The organism is Morganella sp. BCCO 40_0007, from assembly GCF_032989665.1.
GTDB lineage: Bacteria > Pseudomonadota > Gammaproteobacteria > Enterobacterales > Enterobacteriaceae > Morganella > Morganella sibonii.
Genome location: NZ_JAVBIN010000003.1, coordinates 229,553 through 247,454 on the forward strand (window position 1 = coordinate 229,553; position 17,902 = coordinate 247,454).

General features: G+C 49.9%; 21 protein-coding genes. 9 read left to right on the top strand and 12 right to left on the bottom strand.

What is annotated here, in order from left to right:
- Positions 1–4 precede the first annotated feature (4 nt).
- The 3 genes from R5268_RS05335 to R5268_RS05345 all read right to left on the bottom strand — a co-directional run bounded on the left by R5268_RS05335 (position 5) and on the right by R5268_RS05345 (position 3,867).
- Positions 5–2,176 (bottom strand): TonB-dependent siderophore receptor, encoded by a 2,172-nt coding sequence (locus R5268_RS05335; protein WP_317418897.1) that lies wholly within the window; start codon positions 2,174–2,176, stop codon positions 5–7.
- 129 nt (positions 2,177–2,305) lie between these two features.
- Complete coding sequence (locus R5268_RS05340) at positions 2,306–3,151, bottom strand: AraC family transcriptional regulator (RefSeq protein WP_317418898.1); 846 nt, start codon at positions 3,149–3,151, stop codon at positions 2,306–2,308.
- Positions 3,152–3,402: 251 nt separating this feature from the next.
- Positions 3,403–3,867 carry an Lrp/AsnC family transcriptional regulator gene (locus R5268_RS05345; protein ID WP_046892251.1) on the bottom strand — a complete coding sequence of 155 codons (465 nt, stop codon included), beginning with the start codon at positions 3,865–3,867 and terminating at the stop codon, positions 3,403–3,405.
- Between the two features lie 193 nt (positions 3,868–4,060).
- On the opposite strand from R5268_RS05345, the gene R5268_RS05350 reads away from it, so the two are divergent.
- Entirely contained in the window at positions 4,061–4,669 is a 609-nt protein-coding gene (locus tag R5268_RS05350; RefSeq protein WP_107679827.1) for a LysE family translocator, read from the top strand.
- 86 nt (positions 4,670–4,755) lie between these two features.
- On the opposite strand, the gene R5268_RS05355 is transcribed toward R5268_RS05350, so the two are convergent.
- Entirely contained in the window at positions 4,756–6,177 is a 1,422-nt protein-coding gene (locus tag R5268_RS05355) for a PLP-dependent aminotransferase family protein (RefSeq protein WP_052927460.1), read from the bottom strand.
- 134 nt (positions 6,178–6,311) lie between these two features.
- Between R5268_RS05355 and R5268_RS05360 the strand changes: the two genes are divergently transcribed.
- The 4 genes from R5268_RS05360 (at position 6,312) to R5268_RS05375 (ending at position 9,810) form a co-directional block, all read left to right on the top strand.
- Entirely contained in the window at positions 6,312–7,652 is a 1,341-nt protein-coding gene (locus R5268_RS05360; protein WP_054423600.1) for a cytochrome ubiquinol oxidase subunit I, read from the top strand.
- A complete protein-coding gene (gene cydB, locus R5268_RS05365) occupies positions 7,642–8,649 on the top strand; it encodes a cytochrome d ubiquinol oxidase subunit II (protein ID WP_317418899.1) in 1,008 nt (335 codons plus the stop codon). Before R5268_RS05360 ends, cydB begins: the two co-directional genes overlap by 11 nt.
- Positions 8,630–8,785 (top strand): DUF2474 domain-containing protein, encoded by a 156-nt coding sequence (locus tag R5268_RS05370; RefSeq protein WP_072056843.1) that lies wholly within the window; start codon positions 8,630–8,632, stop codon positions 8,783–8,785. Before cydB ends, R5268_RS05370 begins: the two co-directional genes overlap by 20 nt.
- Positions 8,786–8,985: 200 nt before the next feature.
- Entirely contained in the window at positions 8,986–9,810 is an 825-nt protein-coding gene (locus R5268_RS05375) for a siderophore-interacting protein (RefSeq protein ID WP_317418900.1), read from the top strand.
- 44 nt (positions 9,811–9,854) lie between these two features.
- On the opposite strand, the gene phoH is transcribed toward R5268_RS05375, so the two are convergent.
- Entirely contained in the window at positions 9,855–10,640 is a 786-nt protein-coding gene (phoH, locus tag R5268_RS05380) for a phosphate starvation-inducible protein PhoH (RefSeq protein WP_218455489.1), read from the bottom strand.
- A 310-nt stretch (positions 10,641–10,950) separates the two neighbouring features.
- Positions 10,951–11,949, bottom strand: a complete 999-nt coding sequence (locus tag R5268_RS05385; protein WP_317418901.1) for an endonuclease — start codon at positions 11,947–11,949, stop codon at positions 10,951–10,953.
- 179 nt (positions 11,950–12,128) lie between these two features.
- Between R5268_RS05385 and R5268_RS05390 the strand changes: the two genes are divergently transcribed.
- Positions 12,129–12,302 carry a hypothetical protein gene (locus R5268_RS05390; RefSeq protein ID WP_166707674.1) on the top strand — a complete coding sequence of 58 codons (174 nt, stop codon included), beginning with the start codon at positions 12,129–12,131 and terminating at the stop codon, positions 12,300–12,302.
- Here R5268_RS05390 and R5268_RS05395 read toward each other — a convergent pair.
- Both R5268_RS05395 and R5268_RS05400 read right to left on the bottom strand, forming a co-directional pair.
- Positions 12,299–12,772 (bottom strand): threonine/serine exporter, encoded by a 474-nt coding sequence (locus R5268_RS05395; protein ID WP_247716798.1) that lies wholly within the window; start codon positions 12,770–12,772, stop codon positions 12,299–12,301. The two genes, R5268_RS05390 and R5268_RS05395, sit on opposite strands and share 4 nt — an antisense overlap.
- Positions 12,772–13,560, bottom strand: coding sequence for a threonine/serine exporter ThrE family protein (locus R5268_RS05400; RefSeq protein ID WP_182107803.1), 789 nt, complete (start codon positions 13,558–13,560; stop codon positions 12,772–12,774). The genes R5268_RS05395 and R5268_RS05400 overlap by 1 nt, the downstream gene beginning before the upstream one ends.
- Before the next feature lie 205 nt (positions 13,561–13,765).
- On the opposite strand from R5268_RS05400, the gene R5268_RS05405 reads away from it, so the two are divergent.
- Complete coding sequence (locus tag R5268_RS05405) at positions 13,766–14,404, top strand: TetR/AcrR family transcriptional regulator (protein WP_218455488.1); 639 nt, start codon at positions 13,766–13,768, stop codon at positions 14,402–14,404.
- A 26-nt stretch (positions 14,405–14,430) separates the two neighbouring features.
- Here R5268_RS05405 and R5268_RS05410 read toward each other — a convergent pair whose 3' ends face one another.
- On the bottom strand, positions 14,431–14,841 hold the full coding sequence (locus tag R5268_RS05410; protein WP_218455487.1) for a hypothetical protein: 411 nt from the start codon (positions 14,839–14,841) through the stop codon (positions 14,431–14,433).
- A 257-nt stretch (positions 14,842–15,098) separates the two neighbouring features.
- Between R5268_RS05410 and R5268_RS05415 the strand changes: the two genes are divergently transcribed.
- A complete protein-coding gene (locus tag R5268_RS05415; protein ID WP_046892262.1) occupies positions 15,099–15,392 on the top strand; it encodes a DUF5339 domain-containing protein in 294 nt (97 codons plus the stop codon).
- A gap of 58 nt (positions 15,393–15,450) precedes the next feature.
- Here R5268_RS05415 and R5268_RS05420 read toward each other — a convergent pair whose 3' ends face one another.
- The 3 genes from R5268_RS05420 to R5268_RS05430 form a co-directional block, all read right to left on the bottom strand.
- Positions 15,451–15,888, bottom strand: coding sequence for a universal stress protein (locus R5268_RS05420; RefSeq protein ID WP_052927453.1), 438 nt, complete (start codon positions 15,886–15,888; stop codon positions 15,451–15,453).
- A gap of 157 nt (positions 15,889–16,045) precedes the next feature.
- A complete protein-coding gene (locus R5268_RS05425; protein WP_046892264.1) occupies positions 16,046–16,474 on the bottom strand; it encodes a universal stress protein in 429 nt (142 codons plus the stop codon).
- A 78-nt stretch (positions 16,475–16,552) separates the two neighbouring features.
- On the bottom strand, positions 16,553–17,416 hold the full coding sequence (locus R5268_RS05430) for an NAD(P)H-hydrate dehydratase (RefSeq protein ID WP_317418904.1): 864 nt from the start codon (positions 17,414–17,416) through the stop codon (positions 16,553–16,555).
- Positions 17,417–17,570: 154 nt separating this feature from the next.
- Here R5268_RS05430 and R5268_RS05435 point away from each other — a divergent pair, with 154 nt between their 5' ends.
- Positions 17,571–17,792 carry a DUF2594 family protein gene (locus R5268_RS05435; RefSeq protein ID WP_046892266.1) on the top strand — a complete coding sequence of 74 codons (222 nt, stop codon included), beginning with the start codon at positions 17,571–17,573 and terminating at the stop codon, positions 17,790–17,792.
- The last annotated feature ends 110 nt before the right edge of the window (positions 17,793–17,902 follow it).

Sequence of the window (17,902 nt, forward strand, 5' to 3'; positions counted from 1 at the left end):
GCGGTTACCAGTTATAGCGCAATGACGCAATAATTGTTCTGTCAAAACCAACAGAACATCCCCCTGCTGAGCAACTGGTGTAATATTTTTTATCCGTGATATTATTGATGTTAATACCGGCACGCCAGTTTTTAAAATCAGCATTGATTCCGCCCAGATCATAATGTGCTGCCATATCAAATAAGGTATTTGACGGGTTGGAAATAGAGCCATCGTTATTAACCGGTGAAGACCCGGTATAACGGGCACCCGCAGCAAAACCTAATCCCTGTAAGTTCCCTTTCTGAATAGTATAATCTGCCCATACTGATGCCGCATGTTCCGGTAAACCGACAGGACGCTGTCCTTTTTCTTCCGGATCGGTCGTTTTGGTATTTTTCAGTTTATTAAAGGTATAAGCTGCCGTCAGATTCAGCCCTTCTGCCAGCATATAGGTTCCCTGAATTTCAACACCCCGCGAGCGGACTTCTGCCGTCTGAATACTGTTTAAATTATTATCAGGATCTGTCGTCAGCATATTTTGCTGTGTCAGTTCAAAGACCGTCAGTGTGGCATTAATATTCCCGCTTTCCGGCTGATATTTAAGACCGGCTTCCGTTTGTTTCGCTGTTACGGGTTTATAGGTTTCTCCGTAAAAATTAACACCCAACTGCGGATTAAATGAGGTTGAATAACTGACATACGGGGCTAACCCGAAATCTGTCTGATACATTGCTGCTGTACGATAGGTAAATTTGCTGTCACGCTGATCGCTGCTGCTGTTTGTTTTCCGGTTTTTTGTTTTGCTGTCAGACCAGTCTTCTCTTCCGCTTAAAACCAGTATGATGCCGTTATCAAACTTTGCCTGCTGCTGTAAATAAATACCCGCCTGATCACTGGTCTGAAGGGTATTTGCCATCATATTATTCACCGGCCCGTACTGACCGCCGTAAACCGGATTGAAAATATCAATCGGTGCCGCTTTCCCGGACATCAGTAAATAATCTTCCCGAGTATGGCGGTAATCAACACCGGCCAGCGATGTCATTTCCGTATCTTTCAGCCACCAGTCTGCTTTTATATTATTATCCAGGCTGAACACATCACCTTTAATACGAAAATGATAAGCCGCACGGTTAAGCGTACGCATATCCGGTGACAGATATAACCCCTGAGCAATATTGGTATTTAAGTCAGTATGACTGAACCGCGCACCTGAATGCCCGGAAAAAGTATCATTAAAGGTATGATCTAACTGATATCCCAGTGACGCCTGTGTACGGTTATTTTTTAATCCCGGCTCATCCAGGAAAACATTCGGATTCACTTTACCGTCAGGATTGGGTAACAGTGTTCCTGCCAGAGGTAAAAACGGGCGTGGTGCGCCAAATTTATCATGTGAGTAATCGGCTAAAACAGTCAGTGTTGTATCGTCATCCAGCCAGGTCAGTGCGGGAGCGATATAGACTTTGTCATCTTTAACATGATCAATTTGCGTATCACTGTTACGGACAAGCCCGGTCAGCCGGTAAAAATAATGGTCGCTGTCGCCCACGGGGCCACTTAAATCGCCCTGGGTCTGTTTGCGGTTATAATTACCGCCCTGTACCTCAATTTCATGAAAGGGTTTATATAACGGGCGCTTTGTTACCTGATTAATAATACCGCCGGGTGAGTTCTGACCGTATAGTACAGATGCAGGCCCGCGGATCACATCAATACGTTCGAGCCCGTATTGTTCCGCTTTCGGCCATGCCTGTGCCGTTGTGCTGCGCAGCCCGTCCCTCAGCATCCCGGTGCTGGTAATATTAAAGCCGCGGATACTTAAATTATCAAAACGGGAAGATGCGGCATCATTTGTCTGCAAAACACCGGCGGTATAACGCAATGCTTCACTGACAGACTGTGCATTATGCGCGGTCATTTCATCACGGGTTAATACCGTGACCGACTGTGGCGTTTCAATAAGCGGTGTATCTGTTTTTGTTGCACTGACACTGCGGGTGGCAATATAGCCGTCTATTTTACCGGCGGGTGATTGTGCCGGTTTGGCAGTAACGATTATTTCATCATTATTTTCGCCGGACTGAGTTTCAGACGCGGCAACAGAGGAAAACAACAGCGGCAGGAGAGCAATACATACCGGAGAAAATGTACGACCTGAGATAACCGGATAATAAAGAACAGATTTTTTCATTGAAATACGAACCCGCAGAGAGAATGAATACAGTAATGATAATGTATCTCATTTACCGTTTTATCTTCTGCGGGAGACTTTCGCTGTTATGACTATTTGTTTATCACAAATACTATCTGTTTGATTATATTAACATAAATCTTTAGGTGAAAAACCAAACCGTCTGCGGAAAGCCGTTGAAAATGCAGCCGGTGAATAACCGACCTGCCAGGCAACAGCAGATACCCGTCTGTCACCGGCACACAGCAGGCGATGCGCTGATTGTAAGCGCTCTTCCTGAATAAATGATGCGACAGACAAACCAAACAGCTGCTTAAAACCAAAACTGAGTTTACGCATATTCAGACCGGATTGGCGGCTGAGCTGATATACCCCCGGCGGATTGGCCAAATCGGCTAAAATACAGTCTCTGATATCATACAAACGCTGTATATCATTTGCCGTCAGTTTAGGATGATGGGTCGTGCGGGTATTTTGCTGAATGTACTCAAACGATATTGCGCATAATTCAAGAATTTTGCCTGTCAGATACATCTCACCCGGCGCGCCGCCAAGCGGATTATTCAGAATCTGATTTCCCAGTGCAGTTAAGACATTTCCCGCTTTTCCGGACAGTAATTGTGGTCCTGCCGATACAGCCGCGGTTAATAAAGGCGGTGGTGCGATTTTAAATGCATCCATCAGACTGTCTGATAAACAGACTGACACAAAGCGAATGTCTTCCTGCTGTAAAAAGCGCTGACGGCTTTCCTGTTCATCATGGTTATTGGTAATAACACATAAGGAAGCCCCGGAAAGTGAAATACTGTTTTTATTATCCGGCTGACATTCCAGTTCACCATTCATCATCAGAACCAGTTTCAGCCCTTTCCATAACGGCTCGCTGACCCATTGTCCGGCATCCGGTGTCATTTTTCCGCAATAAAAAAAGGAATCCGCGCCGGGCAGCAATGCATTCATTTTACCACCGTGCATGATATTTCACCTTTTGCACCTGAATAAAAGCGAATAGTAACCATTATCACATTTAATTTCTACCCCGGCCATCTCATACCATCAGTCCATTATCCTTCATTTATCTATAAACACAGTTAATTTGACTATCAGGAATAATGTCTGTTGCGTACCGGTAATAAGATCATCATCACAAAATTGCAGCGCAATCCTGTTGCTTATAACCCGTCTGAGTGCACAATTCTGTTGCTTTTCGTGATAGCCCTCACAATTTACAGGGGTAACGCGTGTGTCACCTTCAGGGTTTCCATCGGCACTTCTGTCTTAACACTTTGAATACTGGGTATTTGTGTCAGATGATCAGCATGGAAGCGCCGGTAAGAAGTCAGGTCTTTGGTCACAATGCGGATCATGGCGTCACATTCACCGGCCATCAGATGACACTCGACAATTTCCGGCATTTCATTAATGGCGGCGACAAAATCATTGATCGTCTGAGCATCCTGTCCCTTAAACCAGATACGGGCATAGAGCATCAGCCCCGCACCTATCTTGCTGCCGTCCAGAATCGCCGCATAGCGCCTGATAACGCCGGTTTCCTCCAGACGCCGCACCCGTCTCAGACACGGTGACGGCGAGAGCCCGACTTCGCGTGCCAGCTCCACATTTTGTATTCTGCCGTTACGTTGCAGCTGATCCAGTATCCGCCGATCCATCTTATCCAGTTCAATTGACATTTAAATCATCCCCTGACGACTTCCGCGCAATAATATTGCTAAGAATAGTTTTTTCGGGTCAATTTAACAACCTAATTTCCTGCAAAGCTCCGTATAATTCACATAACAAATCAGAACGTCACAAAATTGAATTAAATTCTTAATATTCAATAAATTGTGAATTATTAATATATTTTTGAACTTGGGGTGTCGTATGGTCATAAATACATTGATGGTGTTTGGCGCAACCGTGTTACCCATTGTATTTGCTCCCGGACCCGATATTTTATTCGTTTCGTCGCAAGGTCTTGCCAGCGGTTCCCGTGCGGCGCTGAAAGCCAATATGGGCGTGCTGCTGGGCTACGGGATGCATTCGGTTCTGGCGGCATTCGGACTGGCAGCCGTTGTTGTGGCATCCCCGGTTCTGTTTAACGGCATGCGCTGGTTCGGTGTGGCCTATATTGCTTATCTGGCTGTCCGCATGGTGATGTCCGCCATGCACAGGAGCGAAATGCCGCCGATGCAACCGGCGGCCAAATCTGTCATTACCAAAGGTTTTTTCACCAGTTTCCTGAATCCGAAAGGCTTGCTGGTCTACTTTGCTATCCTGCCGAACTTTATTTCCGGCAGTGAAAGTGTCGCGATGCAGTCCCTGCTGTTATCTGGTGTCTATATCGCCAGCTGTGCAATAGTTTACAGTGGCGTGGCTCTGATTTTCGGCCAGATGAGCAAAGGGGAATACAACGACAAGCGCCGCCGTCTCGGTGAAGGTGTTGCCGGAGGATTACTGGCCACCGCCGCAGTTAGTCTGGCATTTAGTTAATCCGCATCTGTTTTCGGCAAAACGGGCACTTTCAGTGCCCGTTTTTTATGTTTGTTTCTCTGTATGCCGCGGTAATCCGCTTTATCTTATCCCTGTGTTTTCTTCAGTACATGGCACAACTGCCCCAGCACTTTCATCGCGTTATCCAGCCGGTCATTCCATTCAAATGAACAGTTCAGGCGGAAAGCGTGGTTAAACTGGTCGCTGGTGGAAAACATGGAGCCGGGAGCTATGCTGATCTGTTCATTAAGTGCCATCCGGTACAGTTTGACCGCATCAAACGGCGGTTCAAATTCCAGCCAGAGAAAATAACCGCCCTGCGGACAGTTCACTTTCACATCTTCCGGGAAATATTCACTGATGGCATACAGCATCCGGTGCTGACGCTGCTCCAGCTGCTGGCGCAGTTTTTTCAGATGTGCGTCATAACCGCCCTGACCGAGGTATTCCGCAATGGCCTGCTGTGTCGGCATACTGGCGGATACGGTACTCATCATCTGTAACTGCTGGACTTTCCGCGCATGCTTTCCGGCCGCCACCCAGCCGACGCGGAAGCCCGGCGCCAGGCATTTGGAAAAAGAGGAACAGTGGAAGAAATTGTTGTCTTTATCCAGACTTTTCGCCGGCTGCGGGGCTTCATTACCAAACCAGAGCTCGCTATAGACGTCATCCTCAATCAGCGCAATATCATGCCGTGTCAGGATCTCCACCAGCCGCCGTTTATTTTCCGGCGGCATTGTGCCGCCGAGCGGGTTCTGGAAGTGGGTCATCAGCCAGCAGGCTTTGATATCATAGCGGCCGGCCACGTCTTCCAGTGCATCAGGGTCCATGCCGGTCTGCGGGTCAGTTTTGATCGCCACCGCTTTCAGGCGCAGACGCTCAATCGCCTGTAATGCTCCGTAAAATGCCGGGGATTCAATTACCACCCAGTCACCCGGTTTGGTAACCGCCTGTAAACTCAGCGACAGAGATTCCATTGCCCCGGCAGTGATAACAATATCATCCGGTGAAACATGGATACCCTGCGCGGCATAGCGACGCGAGATATTACGCCGCAGTTTTTCATTCCCCGGCGGCATATTGACCACCGCACTTTGCGGGGCGATACGGCGGGCCACGGCACCCAGCGCTTTGGAGAGCTTCGGCTGAACCAGCAGCGAGGGATCAGGGAATGCAGAGCCGAACGGGATGATAGCAGGATCTTTGCAGGCCTGAAGCACATCAAACAGTGATGCGTTAATCTCCACATTTTCACTCAGATGCATACCCAGGCCGCCTTTGGCCGGGGCAAACGCCGGTGCCCGTTTAGCGACAAAGTAACCGGACTGCGGACGCGCCACCACCCAGCCCTGACTTTCCAGTAACTGATACGACTGTACGACAGTCATCAGACTCAGCCCCGACTGTCTGGCACTTTCACGCAGGGACGGAAGTCTGTCCCCGACCTGCCAGATATCATCTTCTATCTGTTGTTTTATCTGTTCTGCTAACTGTTCATAGCGTGTCATGACGCAATCCCCGGATAACTGTTATATACATATTATGATTAATTGTCACTATTATAGTCTAGCAACACATGGTGTACTGTGCCACACATTTCATCTGCGTAGTATTTGCATAGCTATAACAACGAGAGGTCACTATGTTTGGGTTAAGTGCCCTTGAGCTTGCGCGAATTCAGTTCGCCTTCACTGTGTCGTTTCATATCATCTTCCCTGCGATCACCATCGGTCTGGCGTCATTTCTGGCGGTGCTTGAGGGAATGTGGCTGAAAACCCGCAATGAGGATTACAAAAAGCTCTTTCATTTCTGGTCAGCCATCTTTGCCGTGAATTTCGGTATGGGTGTGGTCTCCGGTCTGGTGATGGCCTATCAGTTCGGTACCAACTGGAGTTTCTTTTCTGAGTTTGCAGGATCAATCACCGGTCCGCTGCTCACCTATGAAGTTCTGACTGCGTTCTTCCTGGAAGCCGGTTTTCTCGGCGTGATGCTGTTCGGCTGGAACCGTGTCGGTGAAAAGCTGCACTATTTCGCGACCTGTATGGTTGCACTCGGCACGCTGATGTCCACCTTCTGGATTCTGGCGTCCAACAGCTGGATGCAGACCCCGCAGGGGCATGAGGTGATCAACGGTGTTGTCGTGCCGGTGGACTGGTTTGCCGTGATTTTCAACCCGTCGTTCCCGTACCGCCTGCTGCATATGACAACAGCTGCATTTCTTGCCTCCGCCTTTTTTATTGCCGCCTCTGCAGCCTGGCATCTGCTGCGCGGCAATAAATCCGGTGCCATGAAAAAGATGTTTTCCATGTCATTGTGGCTGATTGTGGTACTTGCACCGCTCCAGGCGCTGATTGGTGATGCGCACGGGCTCAATACCCTGAAATATCAGCCCGTTAAGGTGGCAGCGATGGAAGGTCACTGGGAGAATAAACCCGGCGAAGCCACACCGCTGATCCTGTTCGGGATTCCGGATAATGAACAGGAAAAAACCCGTTATGCCGTGGAGATTCCGGGGCTGGCCAGTCTGATCCTGACACACAGTCTTGATAAACAAGTGCCTGCACTGACTGAATTTCCACCGGAAGACAGACCGGATAACGTGTTTGCGGTGTTCTGGTCATTCCGTGTGATGGTCGGGCTGGGGATGCTGATGCTCCTTGCTGCCGCGCTGAGTCTGTGGCTGCGTTACCGCGGGCGCTTGTATGATTCCCGCCCTTTCCAGCGCTTTATGTTATGGATGGCACCGTCCGGGCTGATTGCCATTCTGGCGGGTTGGTTTGTGACTGAAATCGGCCGTCAGCCGTGGGTGGTTTACGGATTGCAGCGCACAACTGATGCTGTCTCGGCACACGGTGATATGCACATGAGCATCAGTCTGCTGATCTTCTTTGCTGTTTATGGTTCTGTGTTCGGCATTGGCTATATCTATATGATGAAGCTGATCCGCAAAGGTATCGCGCCGGAGGTGTCTCATGGGCATTGATTTACCCCTGATTTGGTTCGTCATTATTATATTCAGTACACTGATGTATATCGTGATGGACGGCTTTGACCTCGGCATCGGCATCCTCTATCCCTTTGTGAAAAGCAACGCTGACCGGGATCTGATGATGAACAGTGTCGCACCGGTCTGGGACGGCAACGAAACCTGGCTGGTGCTGGGGGGAGCCGCGCTGTTCGGCGCTTTCCCGCTCGCCTATGCCGTGATTCTGGATGCGCTCGCCATTCCGCTGACACTGATGCTGGTGGCGTTAATCTTCCGTGGCGTGGCCTTTGAGTTCCGTTTTAAAGCGGATGAAGACCACCGTTATTTCTGGGATCGCGCGTTTCTGATCAGCTCAGTCATCGCCACCTTTGTTCAGGGTGTGGTCGTTGGCAGCGTGATTGAAGGTTTTCCGGTTGCCAACCGTGCCTTTACCGGCGGTGCCTTTGACTGGCTGGCACCGTTCCCGCTGTTCTGCGGTTTCGGTCTGGTGATCGCGTATGCCCTGCTCGGCTGCGGCTGGCTGGTGATGAAAACAGAAGGCCATTTACAGCAGCAGATGTATAAGGTGCTGAAGCCGCTGACGCTGGTAATGCTGGCGGTTCTGGCTGTGATCAGCCTGTGGACGCCGCTGGCGCATGACGCCATTGCGGCACGCTGGTTCAGTTTCCCGAATATTCTGTTCTTCCTGCCTGTGCCGCTGCTGGTGCTTATCTGTGTCGTTGCGCTGTTCCGCAGTGTCAGCCGCCATCTGCACTACACGCCGTTTTTTGCGGCACTCGGTCTGGTTTTCCTGGGTTTCACCGGACTCGGTATCAGTATCTGGCCGATGATTATTCCGCCGGTGATTGATTACAAAACGGCCGCCGCCCCCGGTGAAAGCCTGAGCTTTATGCTGGTTGGTGCTTTATTCATCATACCTGTGATCCTGGTATATACCTGGTGGAGTTACTATGTCTTCAGAGGAAAAATCACCCATGACCAGGGCTACCACTGATCCTGCCGCACCGGCACCCTGGTGGAAAAAAACCGCCTGGATGCTGGCTATCTGGGCAGGCAGTGTGCTGGCACTGTTTGCAGTCTCATCACTTTTCCGCTTATTAATGACGGCGGCGGGAATGAAAGTAAAATAGTCGTCATATCTCATCAGTAAGTACCTCATCAGTACTTCATGCACTGTTTATACAGCTGCATTGCCCGGCACACCGCACCCCCATGCGGTGTGCTTTTTTTTAATAATTTTATTGATAATGATTACCATTCTTCCAAATTCCTGATACACTCCGCGAAATAGATATAACGAAACTAACAACAATAAAACGGAGAATTGCGCATGAGCCGGGAAAAAAATATCTACCGCCCTGCACCACCGCGTCTTATTCAGGTGAAATCCTTTACCGATGTTACCCCTAATCTGCGCCGCATTACCTTTACGGCAGATTCTCTGGACACCTATCCGGCGGATTGTGAAGGGGGTCACCTCAAGCTGTTTATTGCCAAAGATGCGCCGAACCCGCCTGCACTGCCGGTACTGTCAGATAAAGGACCGGTCTGGCCGGAAGACAAACCGCGTCCGGTTGCCCGGACCTATACGGTGCGTGCAATCCGCCCTGAACTGAAAGAAATCGATATTGAATTCGCCATGCACGATGATGCCGGCCCGGCAGTGGATTTCGCGAGAAACGCCAAACCGGGTGATTATCTCGGGATTACCAATCCCGGCGGGCCTGATCCGCTGTTGCCGGCAGCAAAATACTATTATATGGCGGCTGATTTAACCGCACTGCCTGCGGTTGCCGCGCTGCTGGAAAAAATGCCCGCTGAGGCGCAGGGAAATGTGGTTATCCGTATCGATCATGCTGAGGATCAGCAGGAGCTGAACAAACCGGCCGGAATCACCCTGCACTGGGTAACCGGCGGTACGGAAAAAACTGCGGAGATCACCGCACTGTTTAAAAGCTGGCCGGTCGCCGATGTGACAGAGTGTACGTTCTGGATTGCCGGGGAAGATGCGATGGTCAGGGATCTGCGCCGCTATGTGCGCCGGGAACTGAACGGGGAACACAGCCAGATGTATGCGATCCCTTACTGGCGCTTCGGTTATGATGAAGAGGGTTATCACCGCCAGCGCCACGATGTGATGGATGCTGACGACTGATGATAAACAGGCTGCGGCAGGTTCTCTGCCGCAGCTGCTGTGAATCAGTTATACGCCTGTAATGCCCGCAGACAAAGCGATGAACGCACGCAGTCATCCTGTGTGAAAGACACCACTGATACCATCTCATCATCCCGGAAACGGCGCAGCACATCTGCCAGCCCGGACGGGACATTGCCCGGTAAATCACACTGACTGATATCGCCGTTGACAATAACTGTCACATTTTCCCCCATCCTGGTCAGAAACATTTTCATTTGTGTGACAGTCACGTTTTGCGCCTCATCGAGGATCACCACCGCATTCTCAAAGGTTCGCCCGCGCATATAGGCAAACGGCGCAATTTCGACCTTACCTATCTCCGGACGCAGACAATACTGCAAAAATGAGGCACCCATCCGTTTCACCAGAACGTCATATACCGGACGGAAATACGGGGCGAATTTTTCACTGATATCCCCGGGCAGAAAGCCCAGATCTTCTTCCGCCTGTAATACCGGACGGGTGACAATAATCCGCTCTATTTCCTTATTAATCAGTGCATCTGCCGCCAGTGCGGTACTGATAAAGGTTTTGCCGCATCCCGCCTCGCCGTTGGCAATAATCAGTTGTTTATGGGCTATCGCCCGGATGTATTTATCCTGCGCCTCATTTCGCGGCAAAACAGTACTGTTATCGCGTTTTTCCCGCGCCATACCGATGGCTTCCACCCCGCCTGCCGGGATAAATACCGCCACATTATCATCATTAAAACGTGCCCTGCGCGACTCTTTCCGGCTCATTCGTTTTGCCTCTTTGCGTGCTCTGACTACCGCTTTTTGTCTGCCCATAATCTTAATCCTGTTGATTTATGATGACGGAATAACTGAAACAGTGAGTTAGCAACCGGCGGCTCCCCTCAAGCCATGAGTGAACATTCAGATAAAAAAAAGCCGGTGATAAATCCGCCCTGTTGTTCAGGGTATTTATCACCGGCCGGTACTGTCGTTCGTCTGTATGTCGCATTCGTTATCCTCAGATGACAAACTAAAGCGAACACTAAACTGACTTTGTGACAGTATAATGACAATACTTTCTTTTCAGCAATTAAAATCTGCGGATATTTAACATTTTTGTCACATCCCTGTTATCCGCCGCACATCAGCGTGCTTTGCAGTTTTTCGCCATGCTGTAACCTGCTGCCTGCGCGGATACCGCATCCGGGAACATTTCAATATTTTTACTGCTGATCCGGTTATAGCCGGGGCAATCCGGAAAGTGGTAAATCCTGCTGTTACGATTACCGCGGATACGCTGATCAGCCGCTTTTTTTTCTGCTTTCGGCGGTACTTTCACCGGTGTTACCGGTGCAGACGGCAGACGGGTAAAAATACCGTCAGCACTGTTGATATGCCCCTGTTCCCAGCGTCGTTCACCGGTCACAAACGGGTTTGACTGCCCGGTCACCGCGCTGATACGGCGATCCCGTTCCCGCTCGGCCGCCGACGGCGGAAATTCGCTGTCCCAGACCATCAGTAATTTCTGCTGCTGTTCTGACATTGCCAGGTCGTAGCGGTCATGCATATAAAACCAGACACGCGCCACCTCACCTTTGACTTCATCGCGCGGTTCGAAAACACGCTGTTTAAAATCCACCCGGCTGGTGCACTGCCCGTAACTCTGTGAACCGGCACCGCGGGCGACGCCGTACCGGAAGTTACTGCGATCACCGTTAACTTCACCGACCGACGGGGCGAGATTGTGAAGATCTGCTTCCATAGCACGGAATACCGGGTCTTCACTGATACAGTTTTTGCGTCCGCCGTTCTGCCAGCACTGACGCTGATGCCCGAAGACCCAGGCCGGAACGATATGCTCCCACTCAATCCGCTCTGCACGGGTTACCTGTGCCCGCACACGATAGCCGCAACTGCTGAGATCCACCCGGCCGCCGGATTTTCCGGCCCAGTCCCACTGACAGCCGCAATAGAGCGTTCCCTCTCCCTGCGGATTACGGTTCTGGTCGTAATAGACCTTCTCACGGGCAACTATTTTTGCCTCGTCGAACCGTTCCGGTGCTGCGGCATAAGCGGCAGACGTAATAACACAAAATAAAAATAATAAAATACGAAATGATTGAAAAATATGCATATAAATCATAAGCCAACAGAATACCAGGGAGGACAATTATGCCACGCCGTGCAGGAATTATCGCCTCAGATCTTTTATTTATCCGCCAATCCGCCGGATAAGGCCTTTTTAGGGCGTTTTTTTACAGAATGGTTTTAATCCGAAACTTTATACTCTGCTGACATCAATAATAATTTTGGAGAATAATCATGCATCCGCTGGTTGATGAAATGATAGATGAGATAGTCGGCACCGCCTGTGCCCATAATGAGGAAGAAGTTGATGTCCGTGTGCAGGAGAGCAATAACCGGGTGCAGATTCAGATAAGTGTGACCGATAAACCGGTGATGGACATTATTCTGAATCTGACCCGTATCAGTTAAACGCGCGGACGCTTACGGTAAAGCCATAAACCGGGTACTGACAGCCCGATGGATAAAGCTCCGACCACAAAGGCCGCCCGCAGAAAATTACTCACCAGCATTTCCAGCAGTTCAGGGGTAAAACCTGACTGCGACAGTTTAATAACCGCCAGCATCGCCATATAGGCATTAATTCCCGGAAACATCGGAATAATGGCCGCCACCGTAAAAACTTTCGGGTGTGCCAGCCACCAGCGGGACCACTGAATACCGATGATCCCGACCAGAACCGATGCCCAGAATGTGGCGGAAACAATATCAAAACCGGCGGCAATCAGGATAAACCGGCTGCCGTGGCCGATTGCCCCCAGCAGTGCACAATATTTCAGTGCCCGTTTCGGTACATTGAATACCATAGCAAACCCGGCCGCGGGGATCGCCGCCAGCAGCATATCCTGTGCCAGTGCTGCCAGGAAGGATAATATCGTCATCATATCCAGTCCCTCAGGCTGCCGAGTGTAATCGCGGTAAAGATACCGATACAGGTCGCCAGGGTAAGCAGACTGGCCATCGCCCAGCGGGCAAGACCGGTGTTAACGTGCCCTTTGAACATATCCGCAACCGCATTAATCAGCGGGAACCCCGGAACCAGCAGCAGTACACTCGCGGCCATGGCAATACCGGATGTTGCCGAAAACAGCGGGATTTTCAGCATCATTCCTGCCACTATCGTGGCAACAAACGCCGTAAAACAGAAGTTAATCAGCGGGTTCATATGCCGTGCAGTCAGCACCTGACGGACATACATGGCACAACCGCTGGCCGCAAAGGTAATCACCGCCCCGTCCCAGCCGCCGTTATTCAGTTTGCAGAAACAGGCGCAGGACAGTGCCACCATCAGCACCATTACCCAGCGCGGGTAGCGCAGCGGTTTCATATGCGCGAATTTTTTCTGCACCCCTTTGCAGTCCAGATGTCCGTGCTCCGCGAGGATCACCACATGCTGCACCTCTGTCACGATATGCATATTGATACCGCGATCCACCACCTTACGGGTGGATGTCAGGCAGTGCCCGTCAATGATCGTGGTGAGCACAATGGCATTCGCCGAGATGGCGCAATCCACCTGATCTGCCCCGAGTGCTTTTCCTGTCCGCCCCGCCAGTTCTTCCACCAGCATACTTTCCGCGCCGTGCTGTAACAGCAGCAGCCCGCATTCGATACACAAACGGGTGATGGTCCGCTGCATATCCTGTGTCACCTCTTTCCCCTGCCCCATAGTTTTACCGTTAACCGTTGATGGTCCGACTTTCCCGCTATTCTAATTCTTTGTATTAACAACTCACTGGGTTTGATCAATAGTTTGATAATAAATCGTCATACTGTACCGTAATTGCAGTATGGCAGGGAAACGGGCTATTGAGCAATCCGGCGCGGCGTGGTTAAATCAGAGCTTGTCACTGTTACCGGAGCCCGTATCTGTTATGTCACCAACCCCGTCACCATTAACCCCGAAAGGGCAGCGCCGCCGTCATGCCATTCTTACTGCCGCTGCGGATGTTTTTATCCTTCATGGTTACGAAGGCACGACACTGGATATGATTATTGAGCAATCCGGCGGTTCACGTTCCACACTGTATACCTCTTTCGGCGGGAAAGAAGCGCTGTTTCTGGCAGTTATCGAACATCTTATCAGCGGAATTTTTGAGGATAATGAAGAGGAAGAACCGGAAACAGCCACCGATGCGGAAACACTGTTATACACCAGCGGAAGACGTTACCTGAACAGTATTGTTCACCCGCAGTCACTCGGCTTATATCAGCTGATTCTGGCGGAATCACAGCGCTTCCCGCAAATCAGTGAACAATTTTACTGTGCAGGCCCGCTGCGCGCCGCACAGCAACTGGCTGCCGGGCTGAAAACACTGCCCGGAATTACCGCGTCTGAGGAAACGTTGCTGGCTGTTGCCGCCCGTTTTCTGGAAATGCTGAAAGCCGACCTTTATCTGCCGGTTTTCAGTCATCAGCATAAGAAACCAACGGCGGAATTTATTGAAAAGCAGCTGCCGTTATCCGTGGAGATAACCGCCTGTTACCTCCGCCACAAATTAACACCCCAATGAACAGCGGTTACTGTTAACATCTGCCTTCAGGCGGTAACTTCTGCCGCCTTTGCCTGCGCCGCAGCCATATCATCAGCCACAAATACCGGTACACCGTAAACGGCACCAGCCATCGGCGCGAATTTTTCCAGTTGTGCTTTATCACCGGTTTCCCGGTTAGCGGTCAGGATCATCACGCTGCAATATGCCGCCATTTTCTCTTTTCCGGTTTTCAGCCAGCGGCGGACATACTTCCGTGCATCCATATCTTCCTGCGTATCCGGTTTTTCCGGACCGGTTTTCGGCGGATAAATTAAGGCAAAAGGTGTCTGCTTATCCAGCAGTGCATCCAGCTCTTTCACCCATTGTTCTGTCTGTGCCATATTTTCCGGGAATGACTGCATTATCACCACAGGAAATGCAGTGGTATCCATATGAACAAAATTAACTGCTGACATAATTACTCCGTAATCTTTTTTGTATTCATTGGTACAATATTGTTACGTCCATAACCTGTCAACAAATAAGAATGCGTTTCAATTGCATCCGCACAAATTGTTCATTGTCTGATCAGTTATCCCCGGCCATGTTATTCTTATGCAAAAAGTAAGTAGTTATTCTGAGATTCATCTTATTCTTATATATATTCCATGATATTTCGGGGCATATTGATTAATTATTCATATCCGTTCCTGCCTACAACATAAGGTCTATAATGAAAAAGCTGACACTAATTTCCCTGGGATGCCTGTTCTCTGTTACTGCTTTCGCTGCCAACGCCAGCAAAGTCTGTGATGAATATTTCACCGAGATTGACGCGATGGTCAAACTTGCAGAACAGGAAGCCAAAGGCGATGCTGATGCAACAGCACAGATCAATGCCATGAAACAACAGCTGGAAACAGCGAAAACACAGATTAAATCCGTGCCGGAAGAGACTCAGGACATGGCGTGTCAGCAAGGTCTGGATGCACTGAAAGAATTCAAAGCATCGATGGAAAAACAGTAATTCTGTCTTCTGCAAAAAAGGTCCGTGTTTACGGACCTTTCCGTTCCTGTCATGATACTCAGCGGACAACCAGTACAGAAATCGGTGCGTGTGCCACAATCCCCGATGCAGTTGACCCCAGCAGATGCGTTGAGATACTGGGATGCCGCGAACCGACAACAATTAAATCCGCATGAATTTCTTTTGCTTTTGCCAGCACCTTATCTCTCGGGGTGCCGTAATCCACAAAATAGCTGATCTGTTCCGCCGGTAAATCCACTTTTTCTGCAATCGCTTTCAGCTCTTCTTTTGAACGGGCGACCGCTTTTTCGGCAAATGAATTCAGTAATTCATAGTGATAGTTATAGCTTATCGAGAATTTAGAAATATCCGGCACAGAGTGAAACAACATCAGTTTCGCCTGTGACATTTTCGCCAGATAAATCGCATGTTTCAGTGCATTGCTTGTCAGTACATCTTCTGTCACATCAATAGGAACTAATATCGTTTTATACATACCATCCCTCATTGTCAGCCCGTGTTATATTTGATTTAAGTATAGGCAATAAACCGGAAACCACCGTGCCCGGCATCATGTTTTTTCAGAAGAAACAGACAGGAAAATATCCGGTGGCACTGAAGGCCACCGGAGAAATATCAGAGACGCGCTGAACTCAGCGGACGACCATCACCGATACCGGGGCATAACGGACAACACCACCGGCGGTGGAACCCAGCAGATGGGTGGAAATATTCGGACGGCGGGAGCCGATAACAATAATATCCGCTTTCACTTCCTCCGCAGCCTGAATAATTTCATCACGCGGGGAACCGAATGTAATGGTATAAGCAAGACGTTCCGGCGGCAGATCAATAGAATCCATCAGCATATGAATATCTTCTTCCGCTTTGATGGTCGCTTTATCTTTTATTTCCATATAACCCAGCGCATACGCATTAATAATCGCGGATGAAATAGGCAGGACATGGACAATATGCAGCTTAGCCCCTGTTTCATTCGCCAGATAGAGTGCGTGGCGGACAGCTTTGCTGGTCAGTTCTTCTTCTGAAATATCAATAGGAACCAAAATTGTATTATACATACTGCCTCCTCGGGTAAGTCATGCGATATGCCATTACTATACTGAACAGTGCGGAAAATATCTGTGAGATTGATACCGTTAACTCTTATTACCCTGTGTTTTTGTTATCAGGCGGTTACGGATCAGTCTGACGTAATCAATAATTTCATGGGCGGTTAATCCGACCGGGCCGGTACCGGCAGCCACACATTCATCTGCTGCCGCGCCGTGCAGCCAGACCCCGCCGCACACGGCTTCCTGTACCGGCAACCGCTGAGCCAGCAGACTGCCGATAATGCCGGATAATACATCCCCGCTGCCTGCGGTAGCCAGCCCGCGGTTACCGCTGTGATTACACCACAACACGCCCTCCGGTGAGGCAATCAGGCTGCGGTGCCCTTTTAGTACGGCCCAGCAGTGATACTGTGCCGCCAGTGCCAGTGCTGCGGCCGGGCGGTCTGCCTGAATATCCGCCACCGTGGTATGCAGCAGCCGGGCGGCTTCCTGAGGATGCGGGGTGATCACGCACTGATCATCCAGCGCAATACCCGGCGTCACCGCCAGAATATTCAGTGCATCCGCATCCAGCAACTGTGGTTTTCCTGTCTGTATAAACGCAGCTTCCGCCAGTGCGCGGCTCTCTGCACTTTGCCCCAGGCCGGGGCCGGTGACCTGCGCGGTTACCGCCGGGTCATCCGCCGGGGATCGGGCTGTCCGCAGCATCAGTTCAGGCGCATTTTCAATAAACGGTACCGGTAATTGCGGCTGGTTAAATCCCAGGATCACTTTACCGCAACCGGTTTTCAGTGCCGCACACCCGGCCAGAATTATCGCGCCGGTCATTCCCTCCGCACCGCCGGTGATCCCGAGTGTACCAAAGGTTCCTTTATGGCTGTCCTGCGGACCCGGTGTCTTTAACATCGGGTAATCACGGGTTATGGCATTGATATCAATAATATTCATCTTATTATTTTGCCTTTTTCAGCGGATAATGAATACACCCTGTTTATCAGCATAGTAGGAAACTAAAAAAGAAAGTAGAGCAGTGACGGGCAGATCTGGTATTCTTTGCGGCTGAAATATCCGGGAACGATAAATATAACGGTTGAGGTTAACCATGAATAACGCATTTAAAACAGAAAACGATACTGAAAAACTGGCTGCGGAAGTGACCTGCTTAAAGGCACTGGTGACATATTTACTGAAGGCGGTGGGTCAGGCGGATGCCGGCCGTATTATCGTCAATATGGAACGCCAGATCAGTGAAATTGATGATGAACATCTGGCCGGTACATTTAAAGATACCATTGCTCAGATTAAAACAGAGTACCGGAAATAATTTCCGGCCTGGCAATTAATGCTGTCCGGGAATAATGCAACGAATCGCTAAAGAGAGGATGAGTTGTTTGTGTCAGGATAATGTTCCTGTACTAAATACCCTTTCTTTTT